General features: G+C 57.6%; 2 protein-coding genes. Both read right to left on the bottom strand.

Going from position 1 to position 1,544, the window contains the following annotated elements; all coding sequences use genetic code 11:
* Positions 1-451: 451 nt before the first annotated feature.
* On the bottom strand, positions 452-778 hold the full coding sequence (locus tag CRO22_RS18475; RefSeq protein ID WP_097071600.1) for a helix-turn-helix domain-containing protein: 327 nt from the start codon (positions 776-778) through the stop codon (positions 452-454).
* Between the two features lie 423 nt (positions 779-1,201).
* Positions 1,202-1,408, bottom strand: a complete 207-nt coding sequence (locus CRO22_RS18470; RefSeq protein WP_097071599.1) for a hypothetical protein — start codon at positions 1,406-1,408, stop codon at positions 1,202-1,204.
* Positions 1,409-1,544 lie beyond the last annotated feature (136 nt).

Below are 1,544 nucleotides of genomic sequence, written 5' to 3'. Positions count from 1 at the left end.
GCTCAAGCGCTGCGGCGAGGTTCAACGCGGTGCGCAGGCCGAGGTTGGCAAAGAGCAGCCCGGCGGCGAGGATCGCGGCAAAGGTCGAGAGCGGGTAGGCGGGCCGATGCGGCGCGGTGAGCCCGTCGCGCAGTCGCAGAAATCTGGGTTCATCGCGCCGCATCATTGCCTCCTGTGAGTGGTGGTTGGTGTGCGAACAAATATCCGCCAAAGCGGACATTGGCAACAAAAAATAACCGCTATGGCGGATGCGGTGTTGCGATGGATTCTGGTTATCGTTTATTGGAGGCACCGACCGATCGACTCGGCAATGAAAAAAGCCTCGCGCGATGACGAGGCTAACCAATCTTTTGAGCAGGTGTAGAGATGTTGTTGCTAGAGTTCATGGCGCGTCTCGGCGCGCTTGAGAGCGCGGAGAAGGCTGAACTGACAGCCGAGGCGCGAAGGGCCGCTAGTGCTGACGAGCCTGTTTCAGAAGGGTGAGAACGGCTTCGCGTGCCCGTGGACTTGCTTGCATGATTTCAAGTAGTTCTAGGTCTTCATCAGTGACGTTGGCGCCGTAAAGCACCCATGTCGCGCTAACGGGTATTGCAGCGCAGATCGCAAGAAGCTTGTTGACCGTCGGGTCTTTGCCTTCTTTGAATACGGCATTCAGGTAGCCAGCACCACAGCCGGATTCCAGTGAGATCGCGCGTTGGCTCTTGCCCGAAGCCTCAATGGCCTCGCGCAGGCGCGTTCTCCATGGTTCTTCTGTGTTGGTTTGGTTCAATTTTGCCATAACAATTTTATCCGCCATTGCGGACAAAGTTGCACGTCTCCGATAGGGGAGATTGCTGGAGCTTGATCCGTCCGCTATAGCGGATATAGTGGCGCGCATGACAGATGCTCCGAACGACATAACAACTGCTCTCCTATCTGAGATTGAGGCTTTCCTTCGAGAGACGGGGATGGGGTCAAGCTATTTCGGCAAGGCCGCGGTTAAGAACTCTGAACTTGTGAGGCGCCTGCGAGATGGCCGAGGTCTGGAGTTGCGCACGGCTGAGGCGGTGCGCAGTTTCATGGCTGAACGGCGGGCGCGATTGGTGCGAGGCCCGGTGTGATGTGTGCTCCTGTTTCATATCGGCAAGATCGTTTTCACCCCTGTTTCTCACAAGAAAACAAGGTTTCGGGATGGTTTGGGCCGTGTTCGCGTTGCGCCGTTTCAGTCTCGCGCGGCGGCAGTCAATGTTTCTCGCCCGTAGATATGATCCGTCATCCGCTCCAGCTGCTGCCTCAACGCGAGCGCCTGGTTGGGGGTCAGGATGGCCTGGAGGCTGTCTGGCGCGCCTTCGCCCGCCAAGACTGCGTTTCGTTGCTCAACGGTTTTGACGGTGCGCAAGTCCAGCAAAATTGCGCATTGGGCGATCACCTTGAAATTCCAGTCGATAACGGCGCGATCGGGAACATTAGCAGGTTGCTGAAATAGTCAGGCGACGAGAAGGATCTTCCGTGATCGGGAGTTTCTGCGGCTGCGTGTCCCTCCGGGCCGCCACGCTTCCGCGTCA

It is taken from the genome of Rhodobacter maris (assembly GCF_900217815.1).
GTDB classification, from domain to species: domain Bacteria; phylum Pseudomonadota; class Alphaproteobacteria; order Rhodobacterales; family Rhodobacteraceae; genus Rhodobacter; species Rhodobacter maris.
This window is presented reverse-complemented; position numbering and strand designations above follow the sequence as displayed.